The following is a 17204-nucleotide window of genomic DNA, read 5'->3' as shown; positions in this document are numbered from 1 at the left end:
GCCGGCGACGTCTCTAGCGCTCCCAATAGGGAACGGGTCCGTACAGCTCGGTGAGATAGTCGATGAACAGCCGCACCTTGGCCGGCAGGAACTGCCGGCTGGGATAGACGACCGACAGCGCGACATTGGGCGAGCCTTCATAGGCCGGCAGCACCTGCACCAGCCGGCCGGCCTTGAGCTCTTCGCCGATATCCCAGGTGGAGCGCAGCGCGATCCCGAGGCCGGCGATGACTGCCTCGCGGATCACCTCGCTGGAATTGGTGACCAGCATGCCTTCCGGCCGCAGGCTGAGCGGCCCGTCCGGCCCGTTCAGCCGCCAGGTGTCGTTATTGTGCGCCGGCAGGCAGCGGTGGTGTTTCAGATCCTCGATATCTCTCGGCCTGCCATGCGCCGCCAGATAATCCGGCGAGGCGCAGAGCAGCCGGCGCACCGGCGCCAGCCGGCGGGCGACGAGGCTCGAATCGGTGAGCTCGGCGATGCGGATCGCCAGATCGAAGCCGCCGCCGACGATGTCGCTGAATTCGTCCGTCAGCACCAGGTTGATCGCCAGCTCCGGATGCGCCTCCATGAAATCCTTCAGATGCGGGGCGATATGCATGCGGCCGAAGGAGGTCGGCGCGGAGATCTTCAGCGTACCGTGCATCTGCGCCGAGCGGCCCGCAATATAGAATTCCGCCTCCTCCAACCCTGCGAGAATGCCGAGAACGCGGTCGTAGAAACCCTGTCCGGCTTCCGTCAGCGAGATCTGCCGCGTCGTGCGCTGCAACAGCCGGGTGCCGAGCCGGTCCTCCAGCCGTTTGATCCGCTTGGAGACGACGGCGGGGGAAAAGCCGAGCGCGCGCCCGGCAAGCGACATGCTGCCCGTCGAAACGACCTTGGCAAAGATTTCGAGATCACCCAGATTGGTCATGCGGTTCTGCGACTTTTTCCTCTTTTGGCATAAGTGCTTAGCATTTGCGCCGCTTTCGGGAAAGTGCTAAGCCGACTGAGTGGCGGCGGGAGGTTTCCGCCGATTTCCGCTGTCATTTTCCCGTCGTCAGGGCTAGGGAGAACGCCATGTCCGACGCCATTTCGTTTCTCGCCCCCCGCGCCGACGTCCTGGCGCGTCGAGCCCAGATCGTCGCCGATCTGACCGATCTTCTGCCGTCGGAATGCCTGGTGCATGAGGCGCGCGAACTGGTGCCGTTCGAGACCGACGCCTTCGTGTCCTACCGCCGCCTGCCGCTCGCCGTCGCCCTGCCGCGCACCACCGCTGAGGTCTCGGCCATCATGCGTTACTGCCACCGTTACGGCATTCCCGTCGTGCCGCGCGGCGCCGGGACGTCGCTCTCCGGCGGCGCCATACCGCAGGAAGATGCCGTCGTGCTCGGCCTGTCGAAGATGAACCGCATCCTCGAAATCGATCTGCCGAACCGGGCAGCCGTGGTTCAGGCCGGCGTCACCAATCTCAATATCTCCGAATCCGTCTCTGCGGACGGATTTTTCTATGCCCCCGATCCGAGCTCGCAGCTTGCCTGCACCATTGGCGGCAATATCGGCATGAATTCCGGCGGCGCCCACTGCCTGAAATATGGTGTCACCACCAACAATCTGCTCGGCGTCCGCATGGTGCTGGTCGACGGTACGGTGATCGAACTCGGCGGCAAGGCGCTGGATGCGGCGGGTTATGACCTGCTCGGCCTCGTCTGCGGCCATGAAGGCCAGCTCGGCATCGTCACCGAGGCGACGGTGCGGCTGATCGCCAAGCCGGAAGGCGCGCGCCCCGTGCTCTTCGGCTTCGAAACTTCCGAAGAGGCCGGCGCCTGCGTTGCCGATGTCATCGCCGCCGGCATCGTCCCGGTTGCGATCGAATTCATGGACAAGCCGGCCATCGAGATCTGCGAAGCCTTTGCCCATGCCGGTTATCCCCTTGATGTCGGGGCGCTGCTGATCGTCGAGGTCGAGGGTTCGGAAGCTGAGATGGACGCCACGCTGAAGGATATCGTCGAGATCGCCCGCCGACACGCCGTCAAGACCGTGCGCGAATGCCAGTCGGCGACCGAGGCAGCCTTGATCTGGAAGGGCCGCAAATCCGCCTTCGGCGCCACCGGCCGCATCGCCGACTATATCTGCATGGACGGCACCGTGCCGCTCAGCCAGCTGTCGCACGTACTGAAGAGAACCGCCGAGATCGTCGATCATTACGGCCTGCGGGTTGCCAACGTCTTCCATGCCGGCGACGGCAATATGCATCCGCTGATCCTCTTCAACGCCAATGATCCGGAAGATGCCGCCCGCGCCGAAGCCGCCGGCAACGATATCCTGAAGCTTTGCGTCGATGCCGGCGGCTGCCTCACCGGCGAACACGGCGTCGGCATCGAGAAGCGCGACCTGATGCGGCACCAATATTCCGACGCCGATCTTGCCCAGCAGATGGCGGCGCGCGCCGCCTTCGATCCCGGCTGGATCCTCAACCCGTCGAAGGTCTTCCCGCTCGAAGGGCGCCCCGCCGCATGATCGATCTGATGCCTTCAAGCGAGGAAGAGGCGGCGGCAATCGTTCGCGCCCATGCGCAGACAGGCCGGCCGCTCGCGATCTGCGGCGGCGATACCCGCTCGGGTTTCGGCAATGCCGTAGCCGCCGAAGACCGGTTGCGCTCGACCGGGCTTGCCGGCATCGTCGCCTATAATCCCGGTGAAATGGTGATGACTGCCCGATCCGGCACGCCGCTGGCCGAGGTCGAGGCAGCACTGTCGGGCAGCGGCCAGATGCTCGCCTTCGAGCCGATGGATCATCGCCCGGTCATGGGCACATCGGGCGAGCCGACCATTGGCGGCGTCTTCGCGGCCAATGTCTCCGGGCCGCGCCGCCTCGTCTCCGGCGCCGCCCGCGACAGCCTGCTCGGTGTGCGTTTCATCAACGGCAGGGGCGAGATCATCAAGGCCGGCGGCCGGGTGATGAAGAACGTCACCGGCCTCGATCTCGTCAAGCTGATCGCCGGTTCGCACGGCACGCTGGGTTTTCTCACCGAAGTCACCTTTCGCGTGCCGCCGTCTGCGAAGACGGAACAGACGGTTGTTCTATCCGGCCTCAACGACGCCGAGGCGGCAAAGGCCATGGCGGCAGCGATGGCGCTGCCGGTCGAAGTGTCCGGAGCCGCCCACCTGCCGCTGACGGTGACGTGGAAATTTCTCGGTGGCAAATTGCCCGAGGGCGAGGCGACGGTTCTGCGCATCGAGGGCCTGGCCGGCTCGGTCGAGGTGCGCGTGGAAAAGCTGGTGGCTGCGATGTCGACCTTTGCGACGGTCACGCGGCTGCAGCAGCCGGAAAGCCGCAGGCTCTGGCAGGAAATCCGTGACGTGCTGCCTTATGCCGATGGCACGGCGCGGCCGGTCTGGCGCGTCTCGGTCGCCCCCGGCACCGGCCATCAGCTGGTCGCAGCGCTGCGTCTGGAAGCCGGCGTCGACGCCTTTTACGATTGGCAGGGCGGCCTCGTCTGGATGCGGATGGAGGCCAGCCCCGAAGCCGAACTGGTCCGCCGTTTCATCAAGGCGCTCGGCGGCGGCCATGCGACGCTGATCCGCGCGTCTGAGGCGGCGAGGGCGGCAATTGCGGCGTTTCATCCGGAGCCCGAGGCGGTGGCGATGCTGTCGCGGCGAGTGAAGGAGAAATTCGATCCGGCCGGGATTTTTAATCCGGGGAAGATGGGGTGAGAAGATGAGTTTGCGCGCGGGTCACCCCCCTCTGTCCTGCCGGACATCTCCCCCACAAGGGGGGAGATCGGCAAGAGGTTGGATCACTGCTCCCCATCTACTGTACTGGAGTCATCGTGCCTTAGTTGTTTGGGGAAGCCATCGCCTCCATCCAATCTCCCCCCTTGTGGGGGAGATGTCCGGCAGGACAGAGGGGGGTGCCCCAGGCACAGCGCCCGCAAAGCGGAGGCCCCGCTAGATGCAAACCAATTTCACCCCCGCCCAGCTCGCCGACCCGCACGTCGCCGAATCCGAACAGATTCTGCGCAAGTGTGTCCATTGCGGTTTCTGCACCGCCACCTGTCCCACCTATGTCACCCTTGGCAATGAGCTCGACAGCCCGCGCGGCCGCATCTACCTGATCAAGGACATGCTGGAAAACGGCCGGCCCGCCGATGCCGAAGTCGTCACCCATATCGACCGCTGTCTTTCCTGCCTTGCCTGCGTCACCACCTGTCCCTCCGGCGTCGACTACATGCATCTGGTCGATCACGCCCGCGCCCATATCGAAAAGACCTACCGGCGCCCGCTGATGAACAGGCTGACGCGCGCCATTCTTGCCGCCGTGCTGCCCTATCCCGGCCGTTTCCGCCTGGCGCTTAATCTCGCCCGCCTCGGCCGGCCCTTTGCCGGCCTGATGCGCGGGAGCGCGCTGAAACCCTTCGCCGCCATGCTGGCGCTTGCGCCGCGCCGTGTGCCCGCAGCTTCGGCCTTCGCAAAACCCGGCATCTACAAGCCCGAGACGGAACGGCGCGGCCGGGTGGCGATCCTTTCCGGCTGTGCCCAGCCGGTGCTCGCCCCCGGCATCAACGCGGCGGCGATCCGGCTGCTGACGCGGCTCGGCGTCGAGGTCGTGCTGCCGGAGGGCGAGGTCTGCTGCGGTTCGCTGGTTCATCACATGGGACGCGCCGAACAGGCGCTCGCCAGTGCGCGGGCCAATGTCGATATCTGGACGCGCGAGATCGACGGGCAGGGGCTCGATGCGATCATCATCACCGCCTCCGGCTGCGGCACGACGATCAAGGATTACGGCCATATGCTGCGCCTCGATCCCGCCTATGCGGCAAAGGCCGCCAGGGTCTCGGCGCTTGCCAGGGACATCACCGAATATCTGGCGACCCTCGATCTGCCGGCGCATATGCCGAGAGGCATCACGGTCGCCTATCACTCCGCCTGTTCGATGCAGCACGGCCAGCGCATCACGCTCGCGCCGAAGCAATTGCTGAAAGCGGCGGGTTTTACCGTGGGCGATCCCGCCGAAGGCCATCTTTGCTGCGGCTCGGCCGGCACCTACAACATCATGCAGCCGGAGATCTCGGCAGCGTTGAAGGCGCGTAAGGTCAAGAACATCGAGGCCACCAAGGCCGATATCATCGCCACCGGCAATATCGGCTGCATCACCCAGATCGCCACCGGCACCGGCATACCGATCCTGCATACGGTCGAGCTGCTCGATTGGGCTTACGGCGGCGCTGTGCCGGAAAAATTAACAGGTTTGCCGCTAGGCTGAAGCTTGCGAAGGCCCGTCGGGCCGGTCTCGGGAGTTTTAGACGATGTGGCGGGGAATGACTGTACTTGCGGGGCTGCTCGGTGCGGCGGGCGCTGCCCATGCCGATAGCCGCTATTTCTGTTCCGCCGATGACGCGCAGGCGCGCTTCACGCTCGAAAGCGGTTTCGCCAGCGATGCCGGCCACAAGCTCAACCATTTCCGCGGCGCGCTTGTCGTCAAGGATCAGGCGCAAGCGAGCGTGTTCGGAAAGCGCGTGTTCGAATCGCAGCACCTGACCAACCATTGGTCGCGTGACGGCGAGCTGCTGCTTGAGGTCGTCGACGGCGGCGAGGACGACACCGGCGGTGCAACGCTGGATCTGGTGGTGGTTGCCGGCGAACGCGGCAAGCCGGCTGCAAATTTCACCGGCACCTATGCCCTGAAGATCGAAGGCGGGGACAAACCCTATGCCGCCGAGGGCAAGGTCAGCTGCGGCACCAAATAGCGCCGCAGCCGGAATTCTCGATTACCAGTGGCGATTACCAGTGGAATGACACGCCGACATTGACGGCATTGGTGAAGATGTTGGTCTTCAGGTCCACGCCGCTGTCGATCGGAACGTCGACGCGCGAATAGGTGCCCTTATATTCGACGAAGGTCGACCAGCGATCGGTCACCTTGAAATCGACACCGGCCTGAGCCTGCAGCGTCACGCCGCCGAATTCATAGGCCCAGGTCTTGCCTTCAGGGCGAATCACTTCGACATGCGGAATATTCACGCCGATACCGGCGCCGAGATAGGGGGTCCAGCGGCGAGCCGGATCCTGGAAGCGGTAGAGCCCGTTCACGGTGAGCAGGTTCAGGCCGTCGGTGAATTCGAAATGCGACCAGCCGGTCTTGGCCAGCGTATCGTCGTCGGCATAGACCTTGTCATGGGTATAATCGAGCGAAATACCCCAGTTCGGCTTGTTGAAATTCTCCAGCCACCAGGTCACGCGGCCGCCGTAGTAAGGCGGGCTGCCGAAGGACTTGCCTTCCCAGCCGGCGGTGAAATGCGTGCCGTCGGAAAGATCGACGCCGCTGTGCGGCGCCGTCTGATAGCCGCCGTAGATGGAGAATTGCAGGTCTTCCGCCGAGGCGGAGGCTGCCGAACAGATCGTGAAAAACGCGATGCCCGCAAGCAGGGAAGCTGAGGAACGCAGCGCATATGTCATTGAATAGCCCCGATATTGCAAATGAGTCGACCTTGCGGCAGATGTGCCAGCTTTCCGCCGCAATGTCTAAGAAAAATAAAAGGCGCATCAAAGAGCGCCTTTCATTTTTTTCTAAAGTGTTGCTCAGCCGCCGAAAAGCGTGCGCAGCACGTCGATGCCGCGGTCCTCGAACGCGACCTTGCCCTGCTTGTTGCCGGGGCCGATAACGATCACCTTGGTGCCGACAGGCGCGCGATCGTAAAGATGCGTCACATCCTCATTCATCATCCGGATGCAGCCGGAGGACATGTTGAGGCCGATCGTCCAGGGCTGGTTGGTGCCGTGGATGCGGAAAATCGTGTCGCGGCCGCCCTGGTAGAGATACATGGCGCGCGCGCCGAGCGGATTGTCCTCGCCGCCTTCCTGATAGGCGGGAATGATGTGGCCCTTGGCGGCTTCGCGGCGGCGCATCTCGGCCGGCGGCGTCCATGCCGGCCATTCCGCCTTGCGCCCGATCTTGACGACCCCCGACCAGCCGAAGCCGTCGCGGCCGACACCGATGCCATAGCGGGTGGCGCGGTTGTTGCCCTCGATGAGATAAAGATACTTGTTGTTGGTATCGATAATGACGGTGCCGGCTGCTTCCGTCGTCACCAGCCGCACTTTCTTGCGCTTGAATTCCGGCTTCACATATTTCGGCATCTGCGCCACACGCACGACCTGTGCCGGGCGCTGCGCATTGTCAGGAGTAGAGCCGGCGGGTGCAGCCAAGGCTGATGTAGACATCAAGGACAGGACAAGTCCGGCGGCAGCCAGACCCGGCATCAATTTGATCATGATCGATTCCCCTCAAGCAGATCCGCCCGAAGCTACATGAACTTCTGCCTGATTCAAGATCGGCGTCGGCGGATAAAGCAGTTTTGGAGAAGGGAGCCACTTGTTCTTGCGGCTCCCGAGGTAATTGCGCCACCGTTACATGACGATGACGCGGGTTCCGACACTGACGCGGTCATAGAGATCGACGACGTCTTCGTTGCGCAGGCGGATGCAGCCGGAGGAAACGGCGCTGCCGATCGACCAGGGTGCGTTGGTGCCGTGGATGCGGTAAAGCGTCGAGCCGAGATACATGGCGCGCGCGCCGAGCGGGTTTTCTTCTCCGCCTTCCATCCGCGCCGGCAGGTAATGGCCCTTGGCGGCTTCGCGGCTGATCATCTCGGCAGGCGGCGTCCAGTCCGGCCATTCCGTCTTGCGGGTGATCTTGTGGACGCCCGCCCATTCGAAGCCCGGCTTGCCGACGCCGACGCCGTAGCGCCGCGCCTTGCCGCCCGCCATCACCAGATAGAGGAAGCGGTTGTTGGTATCGATGACGATCGTGCCTGGCTTTTCCGTGGTGTCGTAATCGACCATCTGCGGCAGGAATTGCGGTTCGATCGGATGGCGGATCGCCGGGATGCCGGGATTGATCGCCGACACGGTCTGTGGTGACACCTGCGGCGCCTGGCGAATGACGCGGCGCTGGAAAAGGCCGCGCTGCTGCGGCTGGATGACCGGCCGCTGATAGACGACGGGACGAACCGTGCCGCCGCCGAGCTGGTTGATCCAGGGCGCCGTCAGATCGGGGCTGAGCACAACAGGCGGACGGGTGGCGTAGCGGTCGTCTGCAAGGGCGGCCGTGGAGAAAATGCCGAAGAGGGCTGCGGCAAGAACAAGCTGTTTCATCATCGGACGAACTCTCTACAAATGACCGAAAATGCGCTGGCGGGAGATCTCCGCCTGGACGGAGATGTTCCGCCCGGGAATGACGCTGCCACCCTATCCGCCAGCGAATGGTAAAGATCGTTTCATGAAAAGCCGACCGATCGGATAAACTTTTCGTCAGGGTTACCGTTCGGTTTGGAAAGACGGTTTGCAAATGGTAAAGCCGGAATCACGACCGGAGAACGAAGCGGACCCCCGCAGAATGAAGGATCATGAGCGCGACAGGCATCATCATCGGCGAGGATGGCAGGAGTCGCTGCCACTGGCACGCCAATCTGCCCGATTATCTCCGCTATCATGACGAGGAATGGGGCCGCCCCGTCACCAATGACATCCGCCTCTTCGAGAAGATCTGCCTCGAAGGGTTCCAGTCCGGCCTTTCCTGGCTGACCATCCTGCGCAAGCGCGAGAATTTCCGCGCCGCCTTTGCCGCTTTCGATTTCGAAAAGGTCGCCCTTTTCGGCGAAGAGGATGTCGCCCGCTGCCTTGCCGATGCCGGCATCATCCGCCATCGCGGCAAGATCGTCTCCACCATCAATAACGCCAAACGCGCAATCGCGCTGAGAGACGAGTTCGGCTCGCTTGCCCATTATTTCTGGCGCTTCGAACCCGGTCACAACGAGCGGCCCGCTGTGGTCGACCGCGAGCATATCGTCGCCAATCCGACGACGCCGACATCGGTGATCATTTCGAAGGATCTGAAGAAACGCGGCTGGACCTTTGTCGGTCCGACCACAGTTTATGCTTTCATGCAGGCGATGGGTCTCGTCAACGATCATCTGGAGGGCTGCTTCTGCCGGCCCGAGGTCGAGGCGATGCGCGCCGTCCTGGTTCGACCATGAAAGATCTGTCCGTGAGAACATTGATCACTGCCGCTGCCCTGTTTTTCCTGACGGCCTCCGCCATGGCGCAGACGCCGCAGCTCGATCCCGGCGAGAAGCTGGAGAAACTGCAATTTCCCGCCGTCACCATGCAGCTCAAGGGCTGGACGAAATTCGGCAATAGCCATGTCTACACGCTGCCGGTGCGCGCCGGCCAGCATGTGAAGATCAGCTTTGCGACGAAGAGCAAATTTGCCTTCCTGGCGATCTTCGATCTGTCCAAACCGGATGACGAGGCCTTCTTCGGCACCGACGAGGACGGCACGAGCTTCGAGACGACGGTCAAGGACAATACCACCTGGCTGCTGCGCCCCTACTATTCCAAGGTCTCGCCGCGCCGCGGCCTCGGCGCTCCCTTCAGCATCCTGATCGAGCCCTTGGCGGCCGCCCGCCAGCAGCCGCAGCCGCCGGCCGAGCCGGAGCGCCCGTCGCTCTTTCCGAAGGCGCCTGCCAAGCAGTAACGACGCGTGCGGCCGATCTATGCCAGCCGGTCGATCAGCCCGCGCAATTCGCCGAGATGGTCGATCTTGCGAAAGCGCGGCGCCTCCGTCGGTTCGTCGACATGTTCCAGCACCCAGGTGAGTTCATGCGGCACGAAGACGCCGTAGCTGCCGGCGGCGATCGCCGGCACGATGTCCGATTTCAGCGAGTTGCCGACCATCATCGCCCGTTCCGGTCCGTCGCCGACCTTGGCGAAAATGCGCCGATAGGTGACGGCCGTCTTGTCGGAGACGATCTCGATCGCATCGAAGAAATCGCCGAGCCCGGATTGGGCAAGCTTTCGCTCCTGGTCGAACAGATCGCCCTTGGTGATCATCACCAGCAGATATTTGCCGGCAAGCGCCTCCAGCGTGTCGCGCACATGCGGCAGGGTCTCGACCGGATGCGAGAGGAGGTCGCGGCCGGTATCGAGGATCTTGGCGATCACGCTCGAGGGCACCTTGCCCTCGGTGATCTCGATCGCCGTTTCGATCATCGACAGCGTGAAGCCCTTGATGCCGAAGCCGTAATGGCGAAGGTTGCGTTTTTCCGCCTCCAGCAGCCGCTCGGAAATCTTCGGTCCTTCGGCGAAATCGGCAAGCAGCCTGGTGAAATGCGCTTCCGTCAGCCGGTAATATTGTTCGTTCTGCCAAAGCGTATCATCGGCATCGAAGCCGATCGTGGTCAGTGGTCCCGTCGCCATCTGCTTACCTCTTGAAATAAGGCCGGTAATCTATCGGTCGCCTGTGTCGAGACAAGGGCATCGCCTTTACGGTGAGACGGCGTTGAAAAGCGCCGGCGCCGCACTACATCGAACCTGCCTCACCCTGCAGCCAGCCACGGCTGTGCCTGTCACGCGCAGGCCAATAATCAAAAAATGAAGTTCAGCGGTTCGCAAGCCCCTCTTGCGGCAGACACAAAGGATTTTTTCGACCATGCGTTACAATCAACTCGGAAATACGGGACTTTTCGTCTCGGAAATCTGCCTGGGCACCATGACCTTCGGCGAAGCCAAACAGGGCAGCATGTGGGGCGCCATCGCCGGCGCCGACCAGAATGACGCCGACCGGATCGTCGAGCGTTCGCTCGCCTCAGGCGTCAATTTCATCGACACGGCCGACGTCTATTCATCAGGCGAGTCCGAAAGGCTGCTCGGCCAGGCGCTGAAAAACCTCGACGTGCCTCGCAAGGACGTGGTCATCGCCACCAAGGTCTATGGCGTCATGGGCGACAAGCCGAACGACCGTGGCGCCTCGCGCGGTCACATCATGGATTCCGTCGAGGCGAGCCTGAAGCGCCTGCAGACGGATCATATCGACCTCTACCAGATCCACGCCACCGATACGGTGACGCCGATCGAGGAGACGCTGCGCGCCTTCGACGATCTCGTTTCCCGCGGCCTCGTGCGTTATATCGGCGTCTCCAACTGGCAGGCCTGGCGCATTTCCAAGGCGCTCGGCCTCTCCGAACGCCGAGGCTTTGCCCGCTTCGAGACGGTGCAGGCCTATTATTCCATCGCCGGCCGCGATCTCGAACGCGACATCGTGCCGATGATGCAGGAGGAAAAGCTCGGCCTGATGGTCTGGTCGCCGCTCGCCGGCGGCCTGCTCTCCGGCAAATACGGTCCGGGCTCCCCCGGAAACGGCGAGGGCCGCCGCGCCAGTTTCGACTTCCCGCCCGTCGACACGGATCGGGCCTGGGCCTGCGTCGCCGTCATGCGCGAGGTCGCCGAAAAGCACGGCGTCAGCGTCGCCACCGTGGCGCTCGCCTATATCCTCGCCAAGCCTTTTGTCACGACGGTCATCATCGGCGCCAAGCGGGTCGACCAGCTCGACCAGAACCTCGCCGCCGTCAAGCTGAAGCTCGATGAAGACGATTTGAAAAAGCTCGACGAGGTGAGCGCCCTTGCGCCGGAATATCCTGGCTGGATGCTGTCGCGGCAGGGCGCGGGCCGCCGGCCGGCGGATTTCGAGCAGAAGGACTGAGGTCGCCCGAACCACTAGGGAACGCCTTCAGGCGTTCCCTAGTTTGTTCATTACCTCTCTTCCGTCATGCTCGGCCTTGTGCCGAGCCGATCGCCTACTTGCCGTGGGCCTTGAGCCAGGCGTTCATCTCGGCGATCTCGGCTTCCTGCGCCTTGATCACGGCCTCGGCGAGCTTGCGGATTTTCGGATCCTTTCCGTATTGAAGTTCGATCTTCGCCATATCGATCGCGCCCTGATGATGAGGGATCATGCCGCGGACGAAATCCTTGTCGGCATCGCCGCTATACTCGATCATCATATCCTTGTGCATCTTGTCGTTCGCCTCGCTGAAGGCGTGGCTGGCCGCATCGTGGCTGCCCATCGGCTTGCTCATGTCCATCGGCATGTCTTCGGCAAGGACAGGGGCGGCAATGGCGGTAAGCACGGCGGTAACGGCGATGATTTTCAGAGACATGAGAGTTCCTTCCTCTGTCTGACAATAGGTTTACGAATCTGCAGGGGCGTGATGTCAGGACAATCGGGGAGGGGGCGCCTGCGGGGCGGGGTGATTATCGTCAAGGGCGCGGACCGGCACCGGGGCGGGATAGCCGAAAACGGACTTTCCGCCGTCCATGACCGTCACCGCCGGCGGCAGCAGAAGGCAGGCGGCGCAAAGCGGCATATGCGCTGAGTTGCCGGTGGTGCAGGGGTCTTTCAGAGGAGCAGTCTTGGCTGCCCCCTCGGGCATATCCATGCCGGCCATCTGATGGTGCACGCTGCCGGTCTCGACGGCGACCGGCGCAGTCATCGAGGCGCATGTCGGACAGCCTGCCCATGCGGACATGGCGCTATAGACCAGCCAGCCGAGGACCATCGTGATGAGAGCAAGCGTGCGCATGGCACCTTATAGGCGAATGCCGGCCGCAAGCCAAGCTGGCCGACGGTGACACACCGGCCGATCACGGCATCGTCATGCCTCTTTACCAGGCGGCAATGACCTTGTGTTCGATCTTGTAGTCCTTGCTCTCCTCGCCGAGCGGGGCGACCGGCCATGTCCAGGTCGCTCTTGCCGGCGGCGGCGAAACGCCGTGCAGCAAGTCGGCCTCTTCATGCGTCCGGCCGTTGCGGTCGACGACGGCATAGGCGATGTCGGTCACCAGGCAGCTGCGGCAGGGCAGATCGGAAAGCCCGGTGAGATGCGCCGCGATCAGCCTTTCCACGGTATCTTCAGGCATTCCCGCCTCCGCTGCATATCGCCGCTTCACGCCGCGGCCGATTTGCGACAAAAGATTGGCGGACACCACGAAATCGAGATAGGGAACCGAGCGCAGAAACCCCAGCGGTTCGGGCACGCGGCCGGCGGCGAGATCGTCATAGCCGGAGAGATCGCGCTCGATCAGCCTGATATTGCGATAGGTCTTGGCCGCGAGCCTCAGGCGCACCGAGGCGAGATGAACGAGATCGACGAGCACGACGGTGTCGAAGCTTTTCGCCAGTTCCTCGATCGGCACATCGCGCAGCAGACCGGAACCGAGCACGACGGCCGTCCGCTTCTGCCGGAGATCGGCCGCAGCCATGCGGATCGCATTGCGGCTCTTCTCCTCATGCTCGGCCCATTCGGCGGCACAGCGGCCGGCCCGCGACCAGAGATTGACGGAATAACGGATGAATTTTCGATAGGGCTTGCCGGTCAGAGGCAATGTCGCGGCATAGAGAAGCGCTTCAGTGATCATGGGACTATCCGCATTTCGATCGATGCCTCTTCGTTCAATCGATTCTGGCCCACTGCATAATTCCTTAAATCGGAATCGATTTAAGGAATTATGCAGTAGTTCAAAGTGCTACAGCGTCCTTTGCGCGTCTGAAAAAGACGCGCGGCGCTGTAGACATCAAGACCCTTCGCCCTTGCCGCTCCCCGCCCGATCGGTTAGGAAACCGCCACTGTCACAGTCAGCGGAATTCCCGGAAATGAACGACAAACAGAAGAAACCGCAAAAGCTCAAGGCCCGCCTGCCGCGCGGCTTCGTCGACCGGACGGCCGGCGACATCCGCGCCGTCAACGAGATGACGGCAAAGATCCGGGAAGTCTACGAGCATTATGGTTTCGATCCTGTGGAAACGCCGCTGTTCGAATATACCGATGCGCTCGGCAAGTTCCTGCCCGACAGCGACCGGCCGAACGAGGGCGTCTTCTCGCTGCAGGACGACGACGAGCAATGGATGTCGCTGCGCTACGACCTGACGGCGCCGCTTGCCCGCCATGTCGCCGAAAATTTCAACGAGATCCAGCTTCCCTACCGCACCTATCGCGCCGGTTACGTCTTCCGCAATGAGAAGCCGGGCCCCGGCCGCTTCCGCCAGTTCATGCAGTTCGATGCCGATACGGTCGGTGCGCCTGGTGTTCAGGCCGATGCCGAAATGTGCATGATGATGGCCGATACGCTCGAAGCGCTCGGCATCAAGCGCGGCGACTATGTCATCCGCGTCAACAACCGCAAGGTCCTGGACGGGGTGCTGGAGGCGATTGGCCTCGGCGGCGACGACAAGGCCGGCCAGCGCCTCAACGTGCTGCGCGCCATCGACAAGCTCGATAAGTTCGGTCCCGAAGGTGTGGCCCTGCTGCTCGGTCCCGGCCGCAAGGATGAATCCGGCGACTTCACCAAGGGCGCCGGGCTCAACCAGGAACAGATCGACAAGGTGCTGTTCTTCGTCGGTATCAAGGACTACGCCGAAAGCGCCGCACGCCTGGCCGAACTCGTTGCCGGAACCTCGCGGGGTGGCGAAGGCGTCGAGGAGCTGAATTTCATCGGTGCGCTGGTTGCGAGCGCCGGTTACGGCTCCGATCGCATCAAGATCGATCCCTCCGTCGTGCGCGGCCTCGAATACTATACCGGCCCGGTCTATGAGGCCGAACTCACCTTCGACGTCACCAACGAGAAGGGCGAAAAGGTCGTCTTCGGTTCGGTCGGCGGCGGCGGCCGTTATGATGGTCTCGTCTCCCGCTTCATGGGCCAGCCGGTACCGGCGACCGGCTTTTCGATCGGCGTCTCCCGCTTGATGACGGCGCTGAAGAACCTCGGCAAGCTCGGCGCCAGCGCAGTCATCGAGCCGGTGCTGGTCACCGTCATGGACGGTGATGTCGAGGCGATGGGCCGTTATCAGAAGATGACGCAGCAGCTGCGCGCCGCCGGCATCCGCGCCGAGATGTTCCAGGGCAACTGGAAGAAATTCGGCAATCAGCTGAAATATGCCGACCGCCGCGGCTGCCCCGTCGCCATCATCCAGGGCGGCGACGAGCGCGCCGGGGGTGTCGTGCAGATCAAGGATCTGATCGAGGGCAAGCGGCTCTCCGGCGAGATCGAGGACAATGCCAGCTGGCGCGAAGCCCGCGTGGCGCAGGAGACGGTGCCGGAAGCCGATCTCGTCGCCAAGGTGAGGGAGATCCTTGCCGCGCAGGCGGAGGATCGGAAGAGGGCGGGCGGTGATGTCTGAGGCATACCCCCCTCTGCCCTGCCGGGCATCTCCCCCACAAGGGGGGAGATCGGATAGAAGCGGTCGCTTGCCCCGATCGAACACCTTAGTTGGCCGAAGCCGCTTGGCGCGTGCTCAATATTCAGCGAAGCCGGTGCGCCCAGCCGATCTCCCCCCTTGTGGGGGAGATGCCCGGCAGGGCAGAGGGGGGTACTTTCCCACGCGCCCTTCGCTTATCGCTTGGAGCCCGGCATGCCCCTGATCAACCTCCCCGAATTCTCCGCCGACCTGCTGGCCGAATTTGCCGCGCGCAACGCCGAGCGCATCGACACGCCCGTCATCCAGCCGGCCGAGCCTTTCCTCGATATCGCCGGCGAGGACCTTCGCCGCCGCATCTTCATGACCGAGAGCGAAACCGGCGCCAGCCTCTGCCTGCGTCCCGAATTCACCATCCCCGTCTGTCTGCGCCATATCGAAACCGCAACCGGCACACCGAAGCGTTACGCCTATCTCGGCGAGGTCTTTCGCCAGCGCCGCGACGGCGCCAATGAATTCTACCAGGCCGGCATCGAGGATCTAGGCGATATCAACATACCGAGCGCCGACGCCCGCGCGATCGGCGATGCCACCGGCATTCTCGCCCGCCTGCTGCCGGGCCGGCGCTTAGCCGTGACGCTGGGCGATCAGGCGGTGTTTGAGGCGGTCGTCCAGGCACTTGGCCTGCCGCTCGGCTGGCAGAAGCGCCTGATCCACGCCTTCGGCAACATGACGCAGCTGGAAGCACTGCTGGCCGGCCTGGTGAGCCCGCAATTCGTCACCGGGCTGGATGACGATATTGCCAGGCTTGTCGCCTCGGGCGACGAGCAGGCGCTGGTCGCCCATCTCGAGCAGGAAATGCAGGCGACGGGTTATTCCACCAATGCCAGCCGCTCGCCGGTCGAGATCGCCCGGCGGCTTAGGGAAAAGCTGATCCTCTCCGAAACGCGCCTCGACGACGCGGCCTTCCATGTGCTGGAAGAGTTCCTGTCGCTCGACGTGCCGCTCGTCAACGCGTCCGCGGCTCTTGCCGGTTTCGCCGATGCGGCCGGTTTGAAACTCGGCAACGCACTCTCTCGTTTCAACGGACGGGTCGCGGCCCTTGCCAATGCCGGTGTCGATCTCTCCGGTCTTGGTTACCGCGCTGCCTTCGGACGGCCGCTCGACTATTACACCGGCCTCGTCTTCGAGGTCACAGTGGAAGGCTCGAGCGCGGTTCTGGCCGGCGGCGGCCGCTTCGATAAACTTCTGACCTTCCTCGGTGCGACGGACCGCATTCCGGCTGTCGGCTTCTCCTTCTGGCTCGACCGCATCGAAACCGAAAGGGCAGCGGCATGACCATCACCATCGCGCTTCCCTCCAAGGGCCGGATGAAGGATGACGCTTCGGCGATCTTCGAACGCGCCGGCATGCCGATCACGGCCGTTGGCAACGACCGCTCCTATCGCGGCCGTGTCGAAGGCTGGGACGATGTCGAGGTCGCCTTCCTCTCGGCCTCCGAAATCTCCCGCGAACTCGGCAACGGCAGCGTCGATTTCGGCGTCACCGGCGAGGATCTGATGCGGGAAGGTTTTTCCGAAGTCGACAAACGCGTCGAATTCTGCGCCCGCCTCGGCTTCGGCCATGCCGATGTCGTCGTCGCCGTGCCGGAGATCTGGCTCGACGTCGAGACTATGGCCGATCTCGGCGACGTCGCTGCCGATTTTCGCGCCCGTCATGGCCGGCGCCTGGCCATCGCCACCAAATACTGGCGCCTGACCCAGCAGTTCTTTTCGAGCCAGCACGGCATCCAACTCTATCGCATCGTCGAAAGCCTCGGCGCCACCGAGGGCGCTCCGGCCTCCGGCTCGGCCGATATCATCGTCGATATCACCTCTACCGGCTCGACGCTGCGCGCCAACCACCTCAAGGTGCTTCAGGACGGCGTCATCCTGCATTCGCAGGCCTGCCTCGTGCGCGCCCGCCGGGAAAGCCATGCGGACGAGCCCGCCGTGCAGGCGATCATCGAGGCGGTCCGCGCCGCCCTCTGATCCCGGCCGTCAAGGCACAAGAAAACCCGCCGTCGGATGACGGCGGGTTTCGCATTGTGCGCCCAGCATGGGCGCACTCTTGTGGGTGGAAGTCCCACCGTAAGCTGGTCATGGCGAACGAAGAGAAGCGCAACTGCGAGAGGGCGACCGATCGTGGGGAGGCAGCGTGGA

At 63.3% G+C, this 17204-nt stretch carries 18 protein-coding genes; 10 read left to right on the top strand and 8 right to left on the bottom strand.

The features are described from left to right. Positions 1-13: 13 nt before the first annotated feature. Positions 14-910: a LysR family transcriptional regulator gene (locus GGD57_RS06620; protein WP_184468075.1), complete on the bottom strand. Its 897-nt coding sequence runs from the start codon at positions 908-910 to the stop codon at positions 14-16. Positions 911-1056: 146 nt separating this feature from the next. Here GGD57_RS06620 and GGD57_RS06615 point away from each other — a divergent pair, with 146 nt between their 5' ends. From GGD57_RS06615 to GGD57_RS06600, 4 genes are all read left to right on the top strand, one after another. Then, the gene (locus tag GGD57_RS06615; protein WP_184468073.1) at positions 1057-2496 is read left to right on the top strand and encodes an FAD-linked oxidase C-terminal domain-containing protein; all 1440 of its coding nucleotides are present in this window, start codon (positions 1057-1059) and stop codon (positions 2494-2496) included. Continuing rightward, complete coding sequence (locus tag GGD57_RS06610; RefSeq protein ID WP_184468071.1) at positions 2493-3692, top strand: FAD-binding protein; 1200 nt, start codon at positions 2493-2495, stop codon at positions 3690-3692. Before GGD57_RS06615 ends, GGD57_RS06610 begins: the two co-directional genes overlap by 4 nt. Before the next feature lie 238 nt (positions 3693-3930). Then, positions 3931-5241: a glycolate oxidase subunit GlcF gene (glcF, locus tag GGD57_RS06605; protein ID WP_184468070.1), complete on the top strand. Its 1311-nt coding sequence runs from the start codon at positions 3931-3933 to the stop codon at positions 5239-5241. A gap of 43 nt (positions 5242-5284) precedes the next feature. Beyond that, positions 5285-5725: a hypothetical protein gene (locus GGD57_RS06600; protein ID WP_184468068.1), complete on the top strand. Its 441-nt coding sequence runs from the start codon at positions 5285-5287 to the stop codon at positions 5723-5725. A gap of 34 nt (positions 5726-5759) precedes the next feature. Here the strand turns inward: GGD57_RS06600 and GGD57_RS06595 are convergent, their stop codons facing one another. From GGD57_RS06595 to GGD57_RS06585, 3 genes are all read right to left on the bottom strand, one after another. Further along, a complete protein-coding gene (locus GGD57_RS06595; protein ID WP_085736368.1) occupies positions 5760-6434 on the bottom strand; it encodes an outer membrane protein in 675 nt (224 codons plus the stop codon). 123 nt (positions 6435-6557) lie between these two features. Then, the gene (locus GGD57_RS06590) at positions 6558-7250 is read right to left on the bottom strand and encodes a L,D-transpeptidase (RefSeq protein ID WP_097614568.1); all 693 of its coding nucleotides are present in this window, start codon (positions 7248-7250) and stop codon (positions 6558-6560) included. 135 nt (positions 7251-7385) lie between these two features. Further along, entirely contained in the window at positions 7386-8135 is a 750-nt protein-coding gene (locus GGD57_RS06585; RefSeq protein WP_184468066.1) for a L,D-transpeptidase, read from the bottom strand. Positions 8136-8383: 248 nt separating this feature from the next. Between GGD57_RS06585 and GGD57_RS06580 the strand changes: the two genes are divergently transcribed. Next, positions 8384-9013, top strand: coding sequence for a DNA-3-methyladenine glycosylase I (locus GGD57_RS06580; RefSeq protein ID WP_184468064.1), 630 nt, complete (start codon positions 8384-8386; stop codon positions 9011-9013). Beyond that, positions 9010-9513, top strand: a complete 504-nt coding sequence (locus GGD57_RS06575; RefSeq protein ID WP_184468062.1) for a hypothetical protein — start codon at positions 9010-9012, stop codon at positions 9511-9513. The genes GGD57_RS06580 and GGD57_RS06575 overlap by 4 nt, the downstream gene beginning before the upstream one ends. 17 nt (positions 9514-9530) lie before the next feature. Here the strand turns inward: GGD57_RS06575 and GGD57_RS06570 are convergent, their stop codons facing one another. Continuing rightward, the gene (locus tag GGD57_RS06570; protein WP_184468060.1) at positions 9531-10235 is read right to left on the bottom strand and encodes an HAD family hydrolase; all 705 of its coding nucleotides are present in this window, start codon (positions 10233-10235) and stop codon (positions 9531-9533) included. Positions 10236-10467: 232 nt separating this feature from the next. Between GGD57_RS06570 and GGD57_RS06565 the strand changes: the two genes are divergently transcribed. Continuing rightward, the gene (locus tag GGD57_RS06565; protein WP_184468058.1) at positions 10468-11517 is read left to right on the top strand and encodes an aldo/keto reductase; all 1050 of its coding nucleotides are present in this window, start codon (positions 10468-10470) and stop codon (positions 11515-11517) included. A gap of 94 nt (positions 11518-11611) precedes the next feature. On the opposite strand, the gene copM is transcribed toward GGD57_RS06565, so the two are convergent. The 3 genes from copM to GGD57_RS06550 form a co-directional block, all read right to left on the bottom strand. Then, a complete protein-coding gene (copM, locus tag GGD57_RS06560) occupies positions 11612-11971 on the bottom strand; it encodes a CopM family metallochaperone (protein ID WP_184468056.1) in 360 nt (119 codons plus the stop codon). Between the two features lie 54 nt (positions 11972-12025). After that, complete coding sequence (locus GGD57_RS06555; protein ID WP_184468054.1) at positions 12026-12394, bottom strand: hypothetical protein; 369 nt, start codon at positions 12392-12394, stop codon at positions 12026-12028. 82 nt (positions 12395-12476) lie between these two features. Then, on the bottom strand, positions 12477-13229 hold the full coding sequence (locus GGD57_RS06550) for a hypothetical protein (RefSeq protein WP_184468052.1): 753 nt from the start codon (positions 13227-13229) through the stop codon (positions 12477-12479). A gap of 235 nt (positions 13230-13464) precedes the next feature. On the opposite strand from GGD57_RS06550, the gene hisS reads away from it, so the two are divergent. The 3 genes from hisS (at position 13465) to hisG (ending at position 17033) form a co-directional block, all read left to right on the top strand. Further along, a complete protein-coding gene (gene hisS, locus GGD57_RS06545) occupies positions 13465-14988 on the top strand; it encodes a histidine--tRNA ligase (protein ID WP_184468050.1) in 1524 nt (507 codons plus the stop codon). A 231-nt stretch (positions 14989-15219) separates the two neighbouring features. Next, the gene (locus GGD57_RS06540) at positions 15220-16341 is read left to right on the top strand and encodes an ATP phosphoribosyltransferase regulatory subunit (RefSeq protein ID WP_184468047.1); all 1122 of its coding nucleotides are present in this window, start codon (positions 15220-15222) and stop codon (positions 16339-16341) included. After that, positions 16338-17033, top strand: a complete 696-nt coding sequence (gene hisG / locus GGD57_RS06535) for an ATP phosphoribosyltransferase (RefSeq protein ID WP_184468045.1) — start codon at positions 16338-16340, stop codon at positions 17031-17033. The genes GGD57_RS06540 and hisG overlap by 4 nt, the downstream gene beginning before the upstream one ends. The last annotated feature ends 171 nt before the right edge of the window (positions 17034-17204 follow it).

It is taken from the genome of Rhizobium esperanzae (assembly GCF_014197615.1).
GTDB classification, from domain to species: domain Bacteria; phylum Pseudomonadota; class Alphaproteobacteria; order Rhizobiales; family Rhizobiaceae; genus Rhizobium; species Rhizobium esperanzae_A.
Note: the sequence above shows the minus strand (reverse complement) of the source record. Positions and strands in the feature narration are given on the sequence as shown.

What these genes read in the sequence shown, in the direction of transcription:
- GGD57_RS06575 (WP_184468062.1), top strand. Translation starts at nt 9,010, where the DNA reads ATGAAAGATCTGTCCGTGAGAACATTGATCACTGCCGCTGCCCTGTTT.
- glcF (WP_184468070.1), top strand. Translation starts at nt 3,931, where the DNA reads ATGCAAACCAATTTCACCCCCGCCCAGCTCGCCGACCCGCACGTCGCC.
- hisS (WP_184468050.1), top strand. Translation starts at nt 13,465, where the DNA reads ATGAACGACAAACAGAAGAAACCGCAAAAGCTCAAGGCCCGCCTGCCG.
- GGD57_RS06615 (WP_184468073.1), top strand. Translation starts at nt 1,057, where the DNA reads ATGTCCGACGCCATTTCGTTTCTCGCCCCCCGCGCCGACGTCCTGGCG.
- GGD57_RS06600 (WP_184468068.1), top strand. Translation starts at nt 5,285, where the DNA reads ATGTGGCGGGGAATGACTGTACTTGCGGGGCTGCTCGGTGCGGCGGGC.
- GGD57_RS06540 (WP_184468047.1), top strand. Translation starts at nt 15,220, where the DNA reads ATGCCCCTGATCAACCTCCCCGAATTCTCCGCCGACCTGCTGGCCGAA.
- GGD57_RS06595 (WP_085736368.1), bottom strand. Translation starts at nt 6,434, where the DNA reads ATGACATATGCGCTGCGTTCCTCAGCTTCCCTGCTTGCGGGCATCGCG.
- GGD57_RS06570 (WP_184468060.1), bottom strand. Translation starts at nt 10,235, where the DNA reads ATGGCGACGGGACCACTGACCACGATCGGCTTCGATGCCGATGATACG.
- GGD57_RS06580 (WP_184468064.1), top strand. Translation starts at nt 8,384, where the DNA reads ATGAGCGCGACAGGCATCATCATCGGCGAGGATGGCAGGAGTCGCTGC.
- GGD57_RS06610 (WP_184468071.1), top strand. Translation starts at nt 2,493, where the DNA reads ATGATCGATCTGATGCCTTCAAGCGAGGAAGAGGCGGCGGCAATCGTT.
- GGD57_RS06565 (WP_184468058.1), top strand. Translation starts at nt 10,468, where the DNA reads ATGCGTTACAATCAACTCGGAAATACGGGACTTTTCGTCTCGGAAATC.
- GGD57_RS06585 (WP_184468066.1), bottom strand. Translation starts at nt 8,135, where the DNA reads ATGATGAAACAGCTTGTTCTTGCCGCAGCCCTCTTCGGCATTTTCTCC.
- GGD57_RS06620 (WP_184468075.1), bottom strand. Translation starts at nt 910, where the DNA reads ATGACCAATCTGGGTGATCTCGAAATCTTTGCCAAGGTCGTTTCGACG.
- GGD57_RS06590 (WP_097614568.1), bottom strand. Translation starts at nt 7,250, where the DNA reads ATGATCAAATTGATGCCGGGTCTGGCTGCCGCCGGACTTGTCCTGTCC.
- GGD57_RS06555 (WP_184468054.1), bottom strand. Translation starts at nt 12,394, where the DNA reads ATGCGCACGCTTGCTCTCATCACGATGGTCCTCGGCTGGCTGGTCTAT.
- hisG (WP_184468045.1), top strand. Translation starts at nt 16,338, where the DNA reads ATGACCATCACCATCGCGCTTCCCTCCAAGGGCCGGATGAAGGATGAC.
- copM (WP_184468056.1), bottom strand. Translation starts at nt 11,971, where the DNA reads ATGTCTCTGAAAATCATCGCCGTTACCGCCGTGCTTACCGCCATTGCC.
- GGD57_RS06550 (WP_184468052.1), bottom strand. Translation starts at nt 13,229, where the DNA reads ATGATCACTGAAGCGCTTCTCTATGCCGCGACATTGCCTCTGACCGGC.